Source organism: Microbispora sp. ATCC PTA-5024 (assembly GCF_000511135.2).
In the GTDB taxonomy this organism is placed as follows: domain Bacteria; phylum Actinomycetota; class Actinomycetes; order Streptosporangiales; family Streptosporangiaceae; genus Microbispora; species Microbispora corallina.
Window position 1 is genome coordinate 203,577 of the sequence record NZ_KI866523.1, and the last position, 17,622, is coordinate 221,198.

General features: G+C 73.7%; 12 protein-coding genes and 1 tRNA gene. 4 read left to right on the forward strand and 9 right to left on the reverse strand.

The window, feature by feature from the left end; all coding sequences use genetic code 11:
- Positions 1-1,405 (reverse strand): GTP-binding protein (locus MPTA5024_RS13460; RefSeq protein ID WP_051458137.1); only part of this gene is annotated, 1,405 nt, incomplete at its 3' end.
- On the reverse strand, positions 1,405-2,694 hold the full coding sequence (selA, locus tag MPTA5024_RS13465; RefSeq protein WP_036324275.1) for an L-seryl-tRNA(Sec) selenium transferase: 1,290 nt from the start codon (positions 2,692-2,694) through the stop codon (positions 1,405-1,407). The genes MPTA5024_RS13460 and selA, both read right to left, overlap by 1 nt.
- Positions 2,695-2,910: 216 nt before the next feature.
- On the opposite strand from selA, the gene MPTA5024_RS13470 reads away from it, so the two are divergent.
- Entirely contained in the window at positions 2,911-4,176 is a 1,266-nt protein-coding gene (locus tag MPTA5024_RS13470) for an ATP-binding protein (protein WP_198167144.1), read from the forward strand.
- Between the two features lie 7 nt (positions 4,177-4,183).
- On the opposite strand, the gene MPTA5024_RS13475 is transcribed toward MPTA5024_RS13470, so the two are convergent.
- Positions 4,184-4,277, reverse strand: a tRNA-Sec gene (locus tag MPTA5024_RS13475).
- 90 nt (positions 4,278-4,367) lie between these two features.
- Here MPTA5024_RS13475 and selD point away from each other — a divergent pair.
- Both selD and MPTA5024_RS13485 read left to right on the forward strand, forming a co-directional pair.
- Positions 4,368-5,375, forward strand: coding sequence for a selenide, water dikinase SelD (gene selD, locus MPTA5024_RS13480; RefSeq protein ID WP_036324276.1), 1,008 nt, complete (start codon positions 4,368-4,370; stop codon positions 5,373-5,375).
- A gap of 40 nt (positions 5,376-5,415) precedes the next feature.
- Positions 5,416-5,955 (forward strand): DUF6886 family protein, encoded by a 540-nt coding sequence (locus tag MPTA5024_RS13485; RefSeq protein WP_036324277.1) that lies wholly within the window; start codon positions 5,416-5,418, stop codon positions 5,953-5,955.
- Between the two features lie 18 nt (positions 5,956-5,973).
- Here the strand turns inward: MPTA5024_RS13485 and nrfD are convergent, their stop codons facing one another.
- From nrfD to fdh, 3 genes are read right to left on the reverse strand one after another with little or no spacing between them, the layout of a single operon-like run.
- Entirely contained in the window at positions 5,974-6,909 is a 936-nt protein-coding gene (gene nrfD, locus MPTA5024_RS13490; protein WP_232326454.1) for an NrfD/PsrC family molybdoenzyme membrane anchor subunit, read from the reverse strand.
- On the reverse strand, positions 6,909-7,655 hold the full coding sequence (locus tag MPTA5024_RS13495; protein WP_036324278.1) for a 4Fe-4S dicluster domain-containing protein: 747 nt from the start codon (positions 7,653-7,655) through the stop codon (positions 6,909-6,911). The genes nrfD and MPTA5024_RS13495 overlap by 1 nt, the downstream gene beginning before the upstream one ends.
- Positions 7,648-10,872 carry a formate dehydrogenase gene (gene fdh, locus MPTA5024_RS13500; protein ID WP_084369686.1) on the reverse strand — a complete coding sequence of 1,075 codons (3,225 nt, stop codon included), beginning with the start codon at positions 10,870-10,872 and terminating at the stop codon, positions 7,648-7,650. Before fdh ends, MPTA5024_RS13495 begins: the two co-directional genes overlap by 8 nt.
- Positions 10,873-11,097: 225 nt before the next feature.
- Here fdh and MPTA5024_RS13510 point away from each other — a divergent pair, with 225 nt between their 5' ends.
- Entirely contained in the window at positions 11,098-11,406 is a 309-nt protein-coding gene (locus MPTA5024_RS13510) for a hypothetical protein (RefSeq protein ID WP_036324283.1), read from the forward strand.
- Between the two features lie 74 nt (positions 11,407-11,480).
- Here MPTA5024_RS13510 and MPTA5024_RS13515 read toward each other — a convergent pair whose 3' ends face one another.
- The 3 genes from MPTA5024_RS13515 to leuA all read right to left on the reverse strand — a co-directional run bounded on the left by MPTA5024_RS13515 (position 11,481) and on the right by leuA (position 17,446).
- Complete coding sequence (locus MPTA5024_RS13515) at positions 11,481-12,776, reverse strand: APC family permease (RefSeq protein ID WP_051458139.1); 1,296 nt, start codon at positions 12,774-12,776, stop codon at positions 11,481-11,483.
- Between the two features lie 64 nt (positions 12,777-12,840).
- Entirely contained in the window at positions 12,841-15,615 is a 2,775-nt protein-coding gene (locus MPTA5024_RS44250) for a helix-turn-helix transcriptional regulator (protein ID WP_036324284.1), read from the reverse strand.
- A gap of 127 nt (positions 15,616-15,742) precedes the next feature.
- On the reverse strand, positions 15,743-17,446 hold the full coding sequence (gene leuA / locus MPTA5024_RS13525; protein ID WP_036324285.1) for a 2-isopropylmalate synthase: 1,704 nt from the start codon (positions 17,444-17,446) through the stop codon (positions 15,743-15,745).
- Positions 17,447-17,622 lie beyond the last annotated feature (176 nt).

Below are 17,622 nucleotides of genomic sequence, written 5' to 3' on the forward strand. Positions count from 1 at the left end.
CCACGGCGAGCGGCGGCCGGACCAGCGCCGCGACCAGGCGGCGGTCGGGCAGGCCCAGCTCGTGGCGCGCGGCCTCCAGCGGCATGCCGGGCTCCAGGGGATCGCGGGCGGCGTGCCGCCGGACCACCTCGGGCAGGCGCGCCTCCAGCTCGGCCCAGTATCCGGGGTCGGCGTGCCAGTCACCCAGGACCGGCCGTCCCGAAGGGGGACAGCCCATCGCGACGAGGTCGGCCGTCCGCAGCAGCCGGTGGGCGCGCAGCAGGGACGCGGCGTCCGGGGCCGCCTGCGACAACGCCTCCGCCCGGTCCCGCGCCGCGCCGCGCCTGGCCAGCCCCGGCGGCCGTACGTCGAGGACGGCGGCGCCCGCGAGCACCCGCAGCACGGAGCGGTCGCGCCCGGGATCCCTCCCCGGGTCGCGCAGCAGCAGCACGTCGCCCAGGTGCAGGGGCAGCGGCCGGGCCAGCCGGAGCCGGGCGGCGTCCGGGCCGAGCGGGCGCACCTCGCACGGCACGGCGGCCGAGCCGATGTGGACCGTCAGCCGGGGCGGCAGCGCCCCCGCGGCCCCTCCGGCCCCCTCGGGTCCCCCGGCGCCCTCGGCCGGGGTCAGCCGGACGTCGACCAGGTCCGTGCGCGTCCAGGCACCCGGCGTCACAAGGGCGTGGCCGCGCTCGGCCGCGACCCGGCCGCGGAGGTTGACGGCCACCCGGGCGACGCCGGTGACCGCCTCGACGTGCTCCTTCAGGGACTCCAGGCCGCGCACCCGCACCGGCTCGCCGTCCAGCTCCAGCTCGTCGCCGGTCCGGATCCGTCCGGCGGGCAGCGTGCCGGTGACGACCGTCCCGCTGCCCCGGACGCTGAACGCCCGATCGATCCACAGCCGCACCGGCGCGCCTGGGTCCGGCGCGGGCAGCGCCGCCACCAGCCGGTCGAGCGCCGCGCGCAGCCGGTCGAGCCCCATGCCGGTGCGCCCGCTCACCGCCACGGCCTCGGCGTCGCCCAGCCCGGCCTTGGCCAGCCGGGCCTGGGCCTCGGCCATCGCCGGGCCCGGGTCGGCCAGGTCGGCCCGGGTCACGGCGAGCAGGCCCAGCCGTACGCCGAGGGTCCGCAGCGCGACCAGGTGCTCCTCCGACTGCGGCATCCAGCCCTCGTCGGCCGCGACGACGAACATCACCGCCGGGACCGGCCCGACTCCGGCGAGCATGGTGCCGAGGAACCGCTCGTGCCCCGGGACGTCCACGAACGCCACCCGCTCCCCGGAGGGGAGGGCCGTCCAGGCGTACCCGAGCTCGATCGTCAGCCCGCGGCGCCGCTCCTCCTCGAGCCGGTCGGGCTCCATCCCGGTCAGCGCCCGCACCAGCGTGGACTTGCCGTGGTCCACGTGCCCGGCCGTCGCGACGACGTGCATCAGCCGCTCACCGCGATCACGGTCTTGACCACCTCGCCGTCCCGATCGGGGGGAAGGGTGCGCAGGTCGAGCAGCAGGCGCCCGCCCTCCACCCGCCCCACGACCGGGAGGTCCCCGGTGCGCAGCGGCGCGGCGAGGCCCTCCGGCAGGCTCACCGCCGCGCTGGGCAGCGTCACGCCCGGCGCTCCCCCGCCGCCCACGGTCGCCTCGGACGGCACCGCCTTCGCCTCGATCCCGGCGGCCGTCATCGCCTCGGCCATGGCCCGCGCCCGCCGGTGGAGCACGGCGGGGTCGGCGTGCAGCGCCCTGTGGACGGGCGTGGCGGGTCCGCGCAGCGTCGCCTCCAACGCCGCCAGCGTCAGCTTGTCCACCCGCAGCGCCCGGGCGAGCGGATGCCTCCGGCACCGTTCGACGAGGTCGCGGCGGCCGAGGAGCAGGCCCGCCTGCGGCCCGCCCAGCAGCTTGTCGCCGCTCGCGGTGACCAGGTCGGCGCCGGCCCTGAGCGCGCTCGCCGCGTCGGGCTCGTCCGGGAGCAACGGCTCACGCTCCAGCAGGCCCGAGCCGATGTCGGACACCACCGGGACGCCGAGCCCGGTCAGCTCCCCCACCTCCGCAGAGCCGGTGAACCCCTCGACACGGAAGTTCGAGGGGTGGACCTTGAGCACGAACCCGGTGTCCGGGCCCACGGCGTCGCGGTAGTCGGCGAGCGAGGTGCGGTTCGTCGTGCCCACCTCGCGGAGGCGGGCCCCCGTGGAGACGAGCAGGTCCGGGATGCGGAAGCCGTCCCCGATCTCGACGAGCTCGCCGCGGCTGATCACGATCTCCCGCCCGGCCGCCAGGGCGGTGGCCACCAGCACGAGGACGGCCGCGTTGTTGTTCACCACATGGACGGCCTCGGCCGCCGGCACCGCCCGCGCCAGCGCCTCCATGGCGCCGCGGCCGCGCCGCGCCCGTACACCGGTCTCCAGGTCGAACTCCACGTCGGTGGCGCCGGCCGCGGCGACGGCCGCATCGACGGCGGCCGCGGACAGCGGCGCGCGGCCCAGGTTGGTGTGGAGCAGCACGCCCGTCATGTTGATCACCGGGCGGATGGTCGCCGCGTGCGCGGGGAGCGCCGCGAGGGCGGCGTCCGCCACGTCCTCCGGCTCGATCTCGCCGCGCCGTACGCGCTCCTGGGCCCGCCCGACCGCGTCCTTCACCACCCCGCGCCCGAGCCGCTCCGCCATCCCCTCCAGCCGGGGATCGGCCAGCACGGCGTCCGTGCGCGGCACGCGCCTTCGTCGGTCCACACTTCAACTTATAGTGCCGCCCCGCCCGCCCACCGTCCGGCGCGGGCCGAACCCCCTCCAGCGGCACCACCCAGGGCACGGCAGATCCACCACGAGACCTTCGGCAGATCCACCACGATCCCTCCGGCAGATCCACCACGAACCCTTCGGCAGATCCGCCACTGATCGTCCCGGGAGAGCACTGAATCAGCAGCCGGCCGGGCCTAGGATCTATGCGTGGACGTGGACGATCTGGCGCTGATTCCCCGACGCGCTTTGAACATGACAAGAGAGGCGCTCGCCGACACGCGCGTGGTCGTGATCAATGGGGCCCGTCAGGTCGGCAAGAGCACTCTGGCGCAGTCCATCGCCCGGGAGCGGGCCGACTCGTCGGAGCTGTACCTCGACCAGGCGGCCGTGCGCGCGGCGGCGCGGCAGGACCCGGACGGCCTCGTCCACCGAGAGGGGCTGCTGCTCATCGACGAGATCCAGCGCGTGCCCGAGTTGCTCCTGTCCATCAAACGGGAGGTGGACGCCGACCCCCGCCCGGGACGCTTCCTCCTGACCGGCTCCGCTCGTCTGCTGGGTCTCCGCGATCTGCCCGACGCCCTTCCCGGACGGACCGAGACGATCGAGCTGTGGCCGCTGTCCCAGGGCGAGATCGAGCGGAGCCCGGACGCGTTCGTCGACGCCGTCTTCGCGCACGGTGCCGACGCCGTGTTCCCGACGTCCGATCTCCGTAGGTCCGACTACCTCGACCGGGCTCTGCGGGGCGGCTACCCGGAGGCGGTCCACCGTGCCACCCATCGGAGAAGAGCGCGCTTCTTCGAGTCCTACATCTCCGACCTCATCAACCGGGACGTGAAGCAGGTCTCCGACATCGAGTATCCCTCGGACATGCGCCGCCTGCTGAACGTCCTGGCCGGCCGCATGGGAGGTCTGGCGGTGCTCGACAACGTCAGCGCCGATCTGGGCCTGCCCCGGACGACGGTCAAGAGGTATGTGGACCTGCTCGACCTCGTCTACGTCATCAGGCGCATCCCGGCCTGGTCGTCCAACGCCACCACGCGCGCGATCGCGACGCCGAAGCTGATCCTGGTCGACTCCGGTCTTGGGGCCCACCTCGCGGGTCTGACCCCGAGCCGGATGACCGACGTCACGGCACCCGTCGGGCCCCTGCTGGAGAACTTCGCTCTCGGAGAGCTCGCCCGTCAGCTCACGTGGTCGGAGGAACCGGTCCGGCTCTATCACTATCGAGACCGGGACAGGATCGAGGTGGACGCGGTTCTCGAGCGAGCCTCGGGCGAGGTCGTCGGCATCGAGGTCAAGGCGTCCGAGACCGTCCGCGCCGAGGACTTCAGAGGCCTGCGCCACCTTCGGCGGAGGCTGGGTGATCGCCTGATCGCGGGGTTCGTCCTCTACACGGGCCGGCAGGCGCTGCCCTTCGGCGACGGGATGCGGGCCGTGCCGCTGTCGGCGCTCTGGGAGGCGTCGCCGGGCTGACGGGGAAGCGGAGGCGGACGGGAATCGAACCCGCCAGGCCGAGGACCTCGGCCTCGTCGGTTTTGAAGACCGCGGGGGCCACCAGGCGCCCACACGCCTCCGGGAGAAACCTAGCCTGTACGGAGTAATGCTGAGACGCCGGGCCCCATGGGCGGCGCGGCGTGCCCGGGACGGCGGAGAGGCGAGGCGCGATGACCGAGACGAGCGAGCGGACCGCGATACGGCTGACGCAGTACGCCCACGGGGGCGGCTGCGCCTGCAAGATCCCACCGGGCGAGCTGGAGGGCATCGTGGCCGGGCTGATCATGCCGGACACCGCCCGGGACGACCTGGTCATCGGCCTCGACGACGGCGACGACGCGGCCGTGGTGCGGATCGAGGGCGGCCGGGCGGTCGTCGCGACGGCCGACTTCTTCACCCCCGTCGTCGACGACCCGTACGACTGGGGGCGCATCGCGGCCACGAACGCCCTGTCCGACGTCTACGCCGTCGGCGGCGAGCCGGTCGTGGCGGTCAACCTGCTCGGCTGGCCCCGGGACACGCTGCCGATGGACCTGGTCACGGAGGTGCTCCGGGGCGGCCTGGACGTCGCGCGGGCCGCGGCCTGCCACCTCGCCGGAGGGCACAGCGTGGACGACCCCGAGCCCAAGTACGGCATGGCCGTCACCGGGCTGGCCGACCCCGAGCGGCTGCTGCGCATCGACGGCGGCCGGGCCGGGACGCCGATCTCCCTCACCAAGCCGCTGGGCGTGGGCGTGCTCAACACCCGGCATAAGGCGACCGGCGAGGTGTTCCCCCAGGCCGTCGCGGCGATGACGACGCTCAACCGGGACGCCTCCCGGGCCGCCCTGGCCGCCGGGATCTCCTGCGCCACCGACGTCACCGGCTTCGGTCTGCTCGGCCACCTGTACAAGCTCGCCCGCGCGAGCGGCGTCACCGCGGTGGTCGACGTCGCGGCCGTGCCGTACCTGGACGGGGCCCGGGAGGCGGTCAGGGACGGCTACGTGAGCGGCGGCAGCCGGCGCAACCTCGCCTGGGTGGAGGCCCACCTGGACCCGGGCCGGTTCGGCGAGGAGGACCTGCTCCTGCTGGCCGACGCCCAGACGTCGGGCGGCCTGCTGGTCGCGGGCGAGGTCCCCGGCGCACCGGTCGTCGGCGAGCTCGTCCCGCGCGAGGCGGCGGCCCTCCGCCTCGCCTGAGGCCTCGGTACCGGCCGCCGCGAGGTGGTAGACCCGGGACATGCGACCTGAGCCCGGCGAGGTGCTGCATTTCTCCGAGGACCCCGGCATCACCCGATTCGTTCCGCATGTGGCGGCCACCGCGCGGCAGCCGGAGGCGTATGTCTGGGCGGTGACGGCCGAGCGCTGCCCCGACTACTGGTTCCCCCGTCAGTGTCCGCGCGCCATGGCGTGGACGACTCCGGCGACCACGAACGGCGACCGGGAACGGATCATCGGATCGGGCTGCGGCGAGCGGGTCCACGCCATCGAGTACCGCTGGCTGGAGGCCTTCCTGACCGTCCGCCTGTACGCCTACCGCTTCCCGGCGGAGAAGTTCGTCCCGTTCGGAGAGCCGGTGCCGAACGCGGTGGTCGCGACCGAGTCGGTCGAACCCCTCGGGCCGCCCACCCCTGTCGGCGACCTGCTGCGACTGCACGAGGAGGCCGGCATCCAGCTCAGGCTGCTGGACGACCTCTGGCCGTTCTGGGACGCGGTGACCGCGAGTTCCCTGGGCTGGAGCGGCATCCGCCTCCGCAACGCCCGCCCCCGGCCGACTTGAAGGAGCACGTCAGGGGCCTCAGCGGCCGGGGACGGAGGCGGGGCGGCCGGCGTCGAGACGCTCGCGCTGGGGGACGACCGTGTACTTGGGGTCGGCGGCCGAGACCCGGCCGGCCTCCAGGACGGCGAACCGGGTGCACAGGGCGCCGGCCGTGACCGCCAGCCCGGACAGGGCGGTGAGCGCGCGGCTGCGGCCCGCGACCGCGGCGAGCAGGCCGCCGCCCGCCGTGAGGACGCGCGAGGCCCGCATCAGCCGGCCCGCCTTCCCGGAGTGGTACGGCTCGCTCAGCATGCCGAGCCGCCGTTCCATGATCGCGCCGGCCGCCGTCTCCACGGCCGCGCCGAGCACGGTGGCGGCCCGCGCGGGGCCGGCCTGGGCGCGCGGCGTGGTGAGCATGGCCATCCCGCCCGCCGACGCCATCGCGCTGCCGGCGAACAGGAACGGCAGCTCGCGCCGCCCCTCGTGCCAGACGGGCACGGCGGTGTCGGCGAGCAGGACGGCCGTGTAGGTGGCCATGAGCGTGCCGGTCACGCCGCTCGCCAGGGACGCGGCGTCGCCCACGAGGGGCAGCACCCCGGTGACGGCCGAGGCGGCGCCGACCGCGGTCAGCCCGCCCTGCGCGGCCAGCGTCCACGAGCCGACGCTCATCGGGGAGCTGGTCTTGAACACCCGCAGCATGTTGAGGAACCGCTCGGGCCGGCCGAGCTCGGCGACGAGGAACGCGGCCCCGGCCGTCCCCCCGGCGAACGCGATCAGCCGCGAGGAGAACTCCAGCCGGCGGTCGCCGCTCAGCCGGGCGACGGCGGCCATCGTGGACGCCGCGCCCGACAGGCCGCCGAGGTAGAGGTACGTCGGCATGTGCGGCTCGTGCCAGATGGGCGGCTTGATGACGGGCTGGCCGTAGTACGACCGGAACTCGGCGTCCGGCACCATCTCGTCCCGGCGCCTCGGCATCAGGACCTCCTCAGGAAGCAGGCGGCCAGCGCGCCGGCCATGCCGAACGCGGCGACGCCGGCCCAGCGCCACATCTCGCCCAGGTCCCGGGTCGTCACGACCGGGTCCGGGGGCAGGCCGTACGTCTCGGGCTCGTCGAGCAGCAGGAAGAACGCGCCCGTGCCGCCGACCCCGTTGCCCGGGTCCTCGCCGTACAGGCGGGCCTCGGTCATGCCCTCGGCGTGCAGCCGCTCGACCCGCTCCTCGGCCCGGACGCGCAGCTCCTCCAGCGGGCCGAACTGGATCGACTTCGTCGGGCACGCCTTGGCGCAGGCCGGCTCCAGCCCGCCGCGCAGCCGGTCGTAGCACATCGTGCACTTCCAGGCGCGGCCGTCCCGCTCCCGGCGGTCGATCACGCCGTACGGGCAGGCGGGCACGCAGTAGCCGCAGCCGTTGCACACGTCGGACTGCACGACGACGGTGTCGAACTCGGTGCGGAACAGCGCGCCGGTCGGGCAGACGTCGAGGCAGGCGGCGTGGGTGCAGTGCTTGCACACGTCGGACGACATGAGCCAGCGGCCGTCCTGCTCGATGAACGCGACGTGCCGCCAGGTGTCGGCCCCGAGCGCGCCGGTGTTGTCGTAGGAGGTGGCCCGGAAGACGAACCCGTCGTCGGGCACGTCGTTCCACTCCTTGCAGGCGACCTCGCAGGCCTTGCACCCGATGCAGAGCGTGGTGTCGGTGAAGAAGCCCATCCGCTCAGCCATGGCGGTACCTCTCGATCAGCGCGAGCAGCGCCTGCCCCTTCGGGCGGCGGCCCGGCAGGATGTCGCACGTGCCGGCCTTGCTCTCCTGGATGTAGACGTTCGGGTCGAGCACGATCGGCGACAGGTCGTTCACCACGTCGCCGGTGACCAGCCCGCCGCCACCGTAGCCCCAGTGGTACGGCATGACGATCTGGTGGACGGTGGTGCCGCCGAGGCGCAGCGGCCTGACCCTGCCGGTCACCAGCACCCGCATCTCGATGGCCGTGCGCTCGGTCACGACCGTCGCCCAGCCGCCGTTCTCCAGGCCGACGTCGGCGGCGAGCTCCGGTGAGACCTCGCAGAAGAGCGCGGGCTGCAGCTCCGCCAGGTACGGCAGGGGCCTGCTCATGCCGCCCGCCGTGTGGTGCTCGGTGAGCCGGCTCGTGGTGAACACGTACGGGAAGCGCGACGACAGCGGCGGGTTGTACGGGTTCTCCGGCCGGTCGATCGTCCTGCGCGCCGGGTTCGACTGCCGGCCGTACAGGGTGTTGCGGATGGGCGACTCGTGCGGCTCGTAGTGGGCGGGCAGCGGGCCGTCGGCCAGGCCGCTCGGCACGTACAGCCAGCCCTTGCCGTCCGACTGCATGATGAACGGGTCGGTGCCGGCCAGCGCGTCCTGCGCCTTGGCCCCCTCGGGCGGCCGGTACGACGGGGGCTTGTCCTCCTCGAAGTCGGGCACGTCGGGGCCGGTCCACCGGCCCTTCTCCTCGTCCCAGTAGACGTACTTCTTCCGCTCGCTCCAGGGCCGGCCCTCGGGGTCGGCGGAGGCGCGGTTGTAGAGGATGCGCCGGTTGGCGGGCCACGCCCAGCCCCACTCCGGCGCCACCGGCCCCTGCTCGCCGCGGGGCTTGCGCCGCGCCGCCTGGTTGACGCCGTCGGCGTAGACGCCGCAGTAGATCCAGCAGCCGCAGCTCGTCGAGCCGTCCGGCTTCAGCTCGCGCAGCGACGCCAGCGGGCGGCCGTCGGCGTCCACGCCGCCGATCTCCCGCAGGACGGCCTCGGCCGACGGGTCCCGGTGCCTGCCCTCCTCGGGATAGTCCCAGGTCAGCTCCATCACGGGACGGTCGATGCCGTCGCCGCCCAGGCGCTGCCTGATCCGCTTGCCGAGGTGATAGTAGAACCACAGGTCGCTGCGGCAGTCGTCCGGCGGGTCGAGGGCCTTCTCCCGCCACTGCAGCAGCCGCTGCGTGTTGGTGAACGTGCCGTCCTTCTCCACGTGGCTCGCGGCCGGCATGAAGAACACCTCGGTGGCGATGTCCTCGGTGCGGAGCTCTCCGGTCTCGAGCTCGGGGGCGTCCTTCCAGAACGACGCCGTCTCGATCACCATCAGGTCGCGGACGACGAGCCAGTCGAGGTTCGCCAGGCCGAGCCGCTGCGCCTTGCCGTTGGCGGAGCCGACGGCCGGGTTCTCCCCGACGACGAAGTAGCCCTTGACCTTCCCGTCGATCTGCCCCATCACCGTGGAGTAGTGGCCGTGGTCGCCGGTCAGCCGAGGGAGGTAGTCGAACCGGTAGTCGTTCTCCTCGGTCGCGCCGTCGCCCCACCACGCCTTGAGGAGGCTGACCACGTAGGCCCTGCGGTTGCCCCACCAGCCGGTGTCGCCGCCCTCGCGCTCCAGGTAATGGTCGAGCCCGTCGTGCCGGTGGGCGTGCGGCATCGCGATGTAGCCGGGCAGCAGGTTGAACAGCGTCGGGATGTCCGTGGAGCCCTGGATGCTCGCGTGGCCGCGCAGCGCCATGATGCCGCCGCCCGGCCGGCCCATGTTGCCGAGCAGGAGCTGGAGGATCGCGGCCGACCGGATGTACTGCACGCCGACCGAGTGCTGCGTCCAGCCCACCGAGTAGACCCAGGCCGTCGTCCGCTCGCGCCCCGAGTTGGCCGTGACCGCCTCGGCCAGCTCGGCGAACTGCTCCGGGGAGATCCCGCACAGCTCGGCCACCCGTTCCGGCGTGTACCGCGAGAAGTGCCGCTTGAGGATCTGGTAGACGCAGCGGGGATGGCTGAGCGTCGGGTCGGTCGGCGGCGTGGCCGTGCTCCCCGCGCCCCGGGCGCCGTACGAGTCGGACCCGGCCGCCTCGGCGTGGCGGGGGTCGCCCTCGCTCATCTCGTCGGTCTTGCCCGTGTCCCCCTCGTACGCCCAGCTCGTGGTGTCGTACCGGCCGCTCTCCGGGTCGTACCCCGAGAACAGGCCGTCGAGGTCCTCGGTGTCGCGGAACTCCTCCGACACGATCGTGGCCGCGTTCGTGTACGCCAGGACGTACTCGCGGAAGTCGAGCCCGTTGGTCAGCACGTGGTTGATCAGCGCGCCGATCAGGACGATGTCCGTACCCGCGCGGATCTGCAGGTAGCGGTCGACGGTCGCACTGGTGCGGCTGAAGCGCGGGTCGATGTGGAAGACCTTCGCGCCGCGCTCGCGCGCCTCCATCACCCACTGGTACCCCACCGGGTGGCACTCGGCCATGTTGGAGCCCTGGATGACGATGCAGTCAGCGTTGGCGAGATCCTGCTGGTACTGCGTCGCACCGCCGCGACCGAAGCTGGTCCCCAGACCGGGGACGGTGGAGGAGTGTCATATGCGCGCCTGGTTCTCGACCTGGATCGCGCCGAGGGCGGTGTACAGCTTCTTCATCAGGTAGTTCTCTTCGTTGTCGAGCGTCGCCCCGCCCAGGCTGGCGATGCCCAACGTGCGCCTGACCTCCTTGCCCTCGTGCGTCTGCTCCCAGGTCTCCCTGCGCGTGCGCACGACGCGGTCGGCGATCATGTCCATGGCGGTCTCGAGGTCGAGCCGCTCCCACTCGGTGCCGTACGGCCGCCGGTAGAGGACGTGCGTCTGGCGGCCGGGATGGGTGACCAGCTGCTTGCTCGCCGAGCCCTTGGGGCACAGACGCCCGCGGGAGATCGGGGAGTCGGGGTCGCCCTCGATCTGGCTGACCTTGCCGTCCTTGACGTAGACGAGCTGGCCGCAGCCGACCGCGCAGTAGGGGCAGACGGACCGGGCGACCGTGTCGGCCTCCTCGACGCGCGGCCGCAGGGCGTCGGTGCGCCGCGAGCGCGCCGCCTCCCGCCTGCCGTCCTCCCCCTGGAGCTGGCGCACCACCGGCCAGCGGGAGATCCATCCACCTGCCACGACGGCGTTCCTGCCCCCATATCCGCGCGGTAACCACCCGTTTCGGACCATTGTTACCGCGCCTTCGGGCCGCGCCGCAAGGAGGGCGGGCTCCCGGGGCCGCCCTCCGTGCCGTGGAATCGGCCGCCGAAACGAGACCCGCGGCAGGTGTAGGCCGCTCACGGCGGGCACTAACCCCGGATCGGACACACGTCGTACGGGGACGTGCACACCATCCACCACCACCGCGATCGGGGCCGCCGGGAGCGCGCCCGAACGCGCACGCAGAGGAATGCCATGAGCGACGAGCAGACCGATTGGGCGAAGAACCTGGAGAGGGCGGCGGAACTGGCGGCGCGGGAGTTCGGCGCGGCCGTTGAGAAGGCGGGCCGCGCCCTCGGGAAGGCGGTGCAGCAGGCCGGCCGCACGGCCAAGGCGCAGGCGGCGATGGGGGCGGCCTTCCAGGCGGATCTTGAGGGGCTGGAGCGGGTGCTGCGGGGCCTGCCGGCCGAGCATCTGCGGGAGATCTCGGCAGCCGCGGCCGTGGTCACCGCGACGGCCGACCGCATCCTCGCCCAGACCCCGACGACGGACGACGACCTGTGAGACGGTGACCGGCCCCGGCTCGTGACGACGGCGTGCCCGGCGCGACGATCGCGCCGGGCACGCCGTCGTGCCGGTCAGGGCTCGGAGACGGCGCCCGCCGGGAGCACCAGCCCGGCACGGCGCCGGGCGAGCCGGACGTACACGAGCGCGGCGACGGTCACCAGCAGCGGCCAGACGAGGTAGACCCCCGAGGCCGCCACCAGCAGGACGACCGCCGCGAGCGCCAGCAGGGCGGCCGTCCTGGCCCGCCCGCGCGGCAGCAGGCGGATGGCCGCCGCCACGCCGACCGCGTAGACCGCGACGAACGAGCCGTTCGTCATCAGCACGAGCGGGCGGATGCCGGTCCCGACGACGTAGACGACGGCCAGGGCGAGGAACGACAGGACCGCGACCACCGCGAGGCTGCGCCGCGGGACCTCGCCCGCGACGCTGCCCCGGGTGAGCCACGCGGGGAGCGCGCCGTCCCGGCCGAGGGCGGCGCCGAGCTTGGCCGCCCCCGCCCAGTAGGCGTTCATCGCGCCGAGCGTGAGCAGCAGCGCGGCCACGGCGGCGAGCAGCCGCGCGCTGCCGCCGATCCCCAGGGCGAGCAGGTCGCCGAGGGGCGCCCGGGCGTCCGCGGCGGCCGGGCCGAGGACCGCGACCGTCGCGAACGCGACCGACAGGTAGAGCACGCCGACCAGGACGACCGCGGCCGCGGTGGCCCGGGGAAGATCCCTGGCCGGCCGGCGGAACTCGCCGGCGAGGTGGGTGATGGCCTCCCATCCCGCGAAGCTCCACACGAGCAGCGCCGCCGCCGACCCGACCGCCCCCAGCCCGTGGGGGGCGAACGGGCGGAGGTTGTCGAGCCGCGCGTGCGGGAGCGACAGGGCGACCGCGACGACCAGTAGCGCGACCAGCAGACCGGCCAGGGCGAGCTGCACCCGCCCGGTGACCCGCAGCCCCGACGCGTTCGAGACGGTCACGATCACCATGAGCCCGGCCGCCGTCAGCGTGGCGACGCCGGTGCCCCCGCCGAGGGCCGAGGCCGCGTACTCGCCCCCGAACAGCGCCGCCGCGGCGGCGCTGGGCGGGACGGCGAAGTAGAAGCACCAGCCGACGACGGTCGCGGCCCGGTCCCCGAACGCGAGGCGGGCGTAGGTGGAGACGCCGCCCGCGTCCGGGTGGCGGGCGCCGAGCGCCGCGAACGCGGCGGCCAGCGGGGCGGACAGGACCACCAGGCCCAGCCAGGCCAGCAGCGACGCCGGCCCGGCGGCCTGGGCGGCGAGTGCCGGCAGGGCGATGACGCCCGTGCCGAGCACCGCACCGACGTACATGGCGGTGCCCTGGGCCACCGTGAGGCGACCGGCGGGGGTGACGTGCGTCCGTGCCATGTGCGTTCACCTTCCGGAAGGTGTGGGGGGAACGTGCCTGACAGAGGTCGACCGCGCCGCCCGGTCAGCCGGAGACGCTGAACTCCAGCCCGGCGGGCAGATCGGAACGGCGGGTGACGTTGAGCTTGCGGTAGATCCGGGTCAGGTGCTGCTCGACCGTGCTGACGGTGATGTACAGCTTGTCGGCGATCTCGCGGTTGGTGTAGCCGACGGCCGCCAGCGCCGCGACCCGGCGCTCCGCCTCGCTGAGCGCGGCGCCGGCCTCTGCCGTCGTCCGCGCCGGCTGGGCGGGCTCGGCCTGCTCGTCCGGGGACAGCGCCCGGACCAGCGGGACGGCCTCGCACTCCTCGGCGATCCGCTGGGCCTGGCGGGCCACCGTACGGGCCCGGCGCAGCTCGCCGACCGCCTGGTAGGCGTCGGCCAGGTCGACCAGCGCACGGGCCAGCTCGTACTGGTCGCCGCTCGCCTGCAGCATGTCCGCGGCGCGGCGCAGCAGCGGGGGACGCTGCCGGGGTTCGCTCGCCGCCGCCATCAGACGGGTGCCGATGCCACGGCTCCGGGACGGCCCGGGGGTCGCCTTGGCCAGGTGCTCCTCCAGCAGCGGCCGGGCGCGCTCGGGACGGCCCAGCGCGACGAGGGCCTCGGCCGCGCCCGTCCGCCAGGACACGAGCCCGGGGCTGTCGAGGCTCCAGGAGCCCATGAGCTCGCCGCAGGTCTGGAAGTCCCGCAGCGCCATGACGTGGTCGCCGGTCGCCAGGTGGTACCGCCCCCGGGCGTTGAGGTAGTGGAGGCCGTACCGGGTCTGGAGCATCGACTCGGGCACCGGGTGGCCCACCACCTGGACCGCCTCGTCGAGCCGGCCCATCGCGACGACGGCGGACAGCAGCACCGACAGCGGGCCGCCGACGGCCACCCCCCAGCTCGACGCGGGGATCAGCCGCAGGGCCATCTGGGCCAGGCTCTCGGCGCCCTCGAGGTCGCCCTGCCGCAGGCTGATCTCCGCGCGCAGCGCGGCGAGGCGGGCCTGCCGGCTGGGGGCGCGGCGGGTGCCGGCCTCCTCGATGAACAGGTCGCACCAGGGCGCCGCCTTGTCCGGGCGCTCGGCGTAGATCAGGGCGAGCAGCGCGCACTCGACCGCGTCCATCGACATGTCGTCCAGCCGCGAGGAGCGCAGGATCCGCTCCACGTCGGCCAGCGTCTCCGGGCGCGGGCCCTTGGTGAGCACCCCGGCGAGCGCGGTGGCGGCCTCCAGCCGGCCGATCACGGCCGACGACGGAGGGGACTGGATGCTCACGTCGGTCACCCGGGGGATGTGCGCGAGGAACGGCGTGTAGGAGCAGCGCAGCCACGGACGGGCGGCCCGGATCTCGGCCACGGTCTCGGCGTCCATGATCGAGCCGATCCTGCCGATGTGGTCGAGCACGTCGCGGGCGTCGTCGAAGCGGCCGTGCCAGAGCAGCGCCTTGGCCAGCACCACGGCGTCGGAGCCGCGCAGGTGTCCCTTGTGCATGGCGTCGGTCAGCGCGTCGAGGTGCGCCGCCGGGGCGCTCGGGTTGAGCCGCCACTCGGCCCGCACGAGAGTGGTCTTGATCGTGGCCCGCCGCTGGTCGTCGGTGCAGGCCCGGTCGGCCAGCCGCAGGTAGTCGACGGCCGGCTCCACCCGGCCCTCGCTGAGCGCCTGGCGGGCGGCCTCCTCCAGCACCGACACGGCCCAGGGGCCGCCGTTGTGGGAGGCGGTCAGCAGGTGCTCGGCGACGACGGAGGCCGCCGCCCCCTGGCCGTACGCGATCTCGGCGGCCCTGCGGTGCAGGTCCACCCGGTCGGGGACGTCGAGGTCGGCGAGGACGGCCGCCCGGGCCTCCTCGTGCCGGAACCGCAGGTCGGTCCCGACCAGCCCGGCCACCTGGAGCGAGTGGAGGGCCTGGACGACGAAGCCGGCCTCGAGGTCGAGCAGCCGGTCGAGGAAGTCGGGCTCCCCCAGCACGGCGAGCCCGCGGGCGACCCGCGACAGCCGGGGGTGCGCCCGGCGCAGGCACGACAGCACGGCCTGGCGGTAGCCGTCGCCGACCGCGATCTCGTCGGGCTCCTGATCGGGCCTCGCGGCGGCGGTGTGGTCCTCCAGCAGGGCGTTCACCAGCAGCGGGTTGCCGCCGCTGGCCGCGTGCCAGTCGGAGGCCAGCCGGCGGGCCAGGCCGTCGCCCACGACGTCGGAGGTCATGATCTCGACGCCCTCGCGGGACAGCGGCGACAGCTGGAACCGGCGGCAGTGCGGCTGGCGCAGCAGCTCGGTCTGGAACAGCGTCGGGGCGTTCCAGGTCTCCTCCGACTGGCTGAAGATCGCCAGGATGTGGGCGAAGCGCAGCCGGCGGGCGAGGTAGGCCAGGCAGAGCAGCGAGGCGCGGTCGGCGTGCTGGACGTCGTCCACCACGATCATCAGCGGGTGCCGCTCGGCGAGTTCGAGCAGGACCATGCACAGGGCGTGGACGATGTGGGCGTCCACCTGGTCCACGTGGTCGGCCAGCGGGTCGGCCGACATGGCGCAGCGGGCGCCCTCGTGGAGCAGGTTGCGGGTGCGCTCCTCCTCGTCCGGGGTGAGCGGCGCGTTGTGCAGGATCTGGGAGAGCACGGCCAGGGCCAGGCCCGTCTCCGACTGGGAGCACGACGCGGTCAGCGCCAGCGCCCCGTGTTCGAGTGCGTCCTCGACCAGAGTGTTCAGCAGGGCCGTCTTGCCGCTCGCGACCGCGCCGCTGACGATCGCGATCTTCCCTCTGCCTGTCACGGCGTCGGCCAGCAGGTCCTCCAGGGAGGCCAACACCTCTTCTCGCTCGACCAGGGCCATAATGAGCCTCCCGTGAATTCGATGGGGCATTCCGACCGGCGGTGGCGGGATTCGGCCCGGCCGCCCGTCCGGTCCTGTCTCACAATTGCGCTTGACTTGCAGTAAGTAAGTCGGATAAGTCAGAGGGTCAGCCCGCGAGCGCCATTTCCCGAACGGAGCTCTGGCCGGCGCGGGCCAGGGCCGACCGCACGGCGGCGAAGGACGCGGCCACCACGTCGGCGTCGAGCCCGGCGCCCCAGACGGTCCGCCCCTCGATGGAGCACTCGGCGTAGACGGCCACCTCGGCGCCCGCGGGCTCCTCGGCCCCCGTCTCGACACCGGTGCGGTGGACCACCTGGACGTCGACGTTCCAGACCGCGAGCCGCGCGCCGAGCGTGCGGATCGCGTCGGCCCGGGAGCCGGTGACGCGGAAGCGCGCCCCGTCGACGTACAGGGTGGTGGCGATGGGACGGCCGCCGATGCCGAGGGGGACGGTCGGCTCGGTCCTGGACAGGTACTCGTCGTCGAACATCGCGCGGACCTCGGAGGGGGTGATCTCCCCGCCGGAGCCGTCGGCCCGGCCCTGCACCACCTGCGCGAAGTCGGCCTGCAGGCCCTTCGGCAGGTTGAGCCCGTGCCAGGCGCTCAGGATGTACGCGACGCCCCCCTTGCCCGACTGGCTGTTGATGCGGACGACGGCCTCATACGTGCGGCCCACGTCCTTGGGGTCGATCGGCAGGTACGGCATGCGCCAGGGCATGTCGTCGATGTCGACGCCCGCCTCGGCCGCCTCGACGGCCAGGGCGTCGAAGCCCTTCTTGATGGCGTCCTGGTGGGAGCCGGAGAAGGCCGTGTAGACGAGGTCGCCGCCGTACGGGTGGCGGGGGGCGACCTGCATCTCGTTGCAGTACTCGACGGTCCGCCGGATCTCGGTGATGTCGGAGAAGTCGATCTTCGGGTCCACGCCGTGGGTGAGCATGTTCAGCCCGAGCGTGACGAGGCAGACGTTGCCGGCCCGCTCGCCGTTGCCGAACAGGCAGCCCTCGATGCGCTGGGCGCCGGCCAGCAGCGCGAGCTCCGAGGCCGCCACGCCGGTCCCGCGGTCGTTGTGGGGGTGGATGGACAGGCACACGTTCTCGCGGTGGGACAGGTTCCGGTCGAGCCACTCGATCTGGTCGGCGAAGACGTGCGGAAGCGAGCGCTCGACGGTGGTCGGGAAGTTGAGGATGATCTCCCTGCCGGGCTCGGGCTGCCAGACGTCCATGACGGCCTCGCAGACCTCGAGCGCGAACTCGGGCTCGGTCTCGTTGAACAGCTCCGGTGAGTACTGGAAGCCGAGGTCGCAGCCGGCCAGCGTCGCCTCGGCGTACTTCATCATCAGCCGGGTGCCCTCGACGGCGAGGTCCTTGCACTCCTCGCGGGTCATGCCGAACACCACGCGGCGGAACAGCGGGGCGGTCGCGTTGTAGAGGTGGATCGTGGCCCGCGGCGCGCCGGCGAGGCTCTCGACCGTGCGCCGGATCAGCTCGTCCCTGGCCTGCACGAGGACGGAGATCCGGACGTCGTCGGGGATGCGGTCCTCCTCGATGAGCATCCGGACGAAGTCGTGGTCGTCCTGGCTGGCCACCGGGAAGCCGACCTCGATCTCCTTGTAGCCCATGCGGACCAGCAGCTCGAACATGGCGAGCTTGCGGGCGGGGCTCATCGGGTTGACCAGGGACTGGTTCCCGTCGCGCAGATCCGTGGACAGCCAGCGCGGGGCGGCCTCGATGGTGCGGTCCGGCCAGGTGCGGTCAGGCAGCCGGACGGGGGTGAAGGCCGAGTAACGCTGAACGGAAGGAGTGGCACCCATGATGACGAATTCCTTTCTCGGCGGTGACGCGGCATGGCCCGTCCGGATTTGCAACCGGCCATTTTCGGAGCCGCCCCACGATCCCCGCCAATTCCTGAGAACCGCCCCTCACTGGCTGTTCCAAAAACTGGTGATTCGTTGACCGGCACGTCGCTGAAGCTACAACTGTGCTGGTC

Excerpts from the sequence above, each read along its gene's own strand:
- selD (WP_036324276.1), top strand. The coding sequence starts at position 4,368 with ATGACCGAGACGAGCGAGCGGACCGCGATACGGCTGACGCAGTACGCC.
- MPTA5024_RS13485 (WP_036324277.1), top strand. The coding sequence starts at position 5,416 with ATGCGACCTGAGCCCGGCGAGGTGCTGCATTTCTCCGAGGACCCCGGC.
- nrfD (WP_232326454.1), bottom strand. The coding sequence starts at position 6,909 with ATGCCGAGGCGCCGGGACGAGATGGTGCCGGACGCCGAGTTCCGGTCG.
- MPTA5024_RS13495 (WP_036324278.1), bottom strand. The coding sequence starts at position 7,655 with ATGGCTGAGCGGATGGGCTTCTTCACCGACACCACGCTCTGCATCGGG.
- MPTA5024_RS13510 (WP_036324283.1), top strand. The coding sequence starts at position 11,098 with ATGAGCGACGAGCAGACCGATTGGGCGAAGAACCTGGAGAGGGCGGCG.
- MPTA5024_RS13515 (WP_051458139.1), bottom strand. The coding sequence starts at position 12,776 with ATGGCACGGACGCACGTCACCCCCGCCGGTCGCCTCACGGTGGCCCAG.
- MPTA5024_RS44250 (WP_036324284.1), bottom strand. The coding sequence starts at position 15,615 with ATGGCCCTGGTCGAGCGAGAAGAGGTGTTGGCCTCCCTGGAGGACCTG.
- leuA (WP_036324285.1), bottom strand. The coding sequence starts at position 17,446 with ATGGGTGCCACTCCTTCCGTTCAGCGTTACTCGGCCTTCACCCCCGTC.